Annotated in this window: 1 rRNA gene; it reads left to right on the top strand. The window is 50.4% G+C overall.

Annotation, left to right across the window (positions count from 1 at the left end):
* Nucleotides 1–127: 127 nt before the first annotated feature.
* A 5S ribosomal RNA gene (gene rrf / locus NCCP691_RS21225) occupies nt 128–240 on the top strand.
* Nucleotides 241–669 lie beyond the last annotated feature (429 nt).

The following is a 669-nucleotide window of genomic DNA, read 5'->3' as shown; positions in this document are numbered from 1 at the left end:
ACAAGTATGCGTGTGAATGACTGATCACTCACACCCGCCAAAATAAATACCCGTAGGTCCCCTACGAAAACTACTGCTTCTTCCCAGATTGGGTTGCGCGTCCCCGACGAGCAACCAACAAGTCATGCCTGATGAACATAGCAAGTCGGAACCACCCCTTCCCATCCCGAACAGGACCGTGAAACGACTCCGCGCCGATGATAGTGCTGCAACCAGTGTGAAAGTAGGTCATCGTCAGGCTCTTACCCCAGAAAAGCCCCGACTCATACCGAGTCGGGGCTTTTTGCCTCTCTATATGTGCAGGCCCGTGAATTCAATGCTCTTGAATAAAGATAAAGAGAATTGAATTCACCAGCTTGTGGAGCTCCCGGGGCGAGCGACAAAATCTTCGAACGAGGGTGTTGACGCAAACCACGGAATACTTCATAATCTCGTTTCTCTGCTGCTGACGAACAAAACGCTTCGCAGCAAGCGCCGGCAAGGAAGGAATGGCGGGTGCGGCAGACAGGATCTTTAACAATCAACAGCCGATAAGTGTGGGTACTTGGTGCGGTGCGTAGACGAGCAATCGTCGAAGCTAAAAAGTAATCAAGTGCTCGCACAAAATATAGGTAGGAATCGCAAGAGAACTACCTGTCAGTATTTTGAGTGAGCGACGGTTCTACGGAA

The organism is Noviherbaspirillum aridicola (assembly GCF_019656455.1).
Taxonomy (GTDB): Bacteria; Pseudomonadota; Gammaproteobacteria; order Burkholderiales; family Burkholderiaceae_D; genus Noviherbaspirillum; species Noviherbaspirillum aridicola.
The sequence above is the reverse complement of the archived record's forward strand: the minus strand, read 5'-3'. Positions and strand labels throughout refer to the sequence as shown.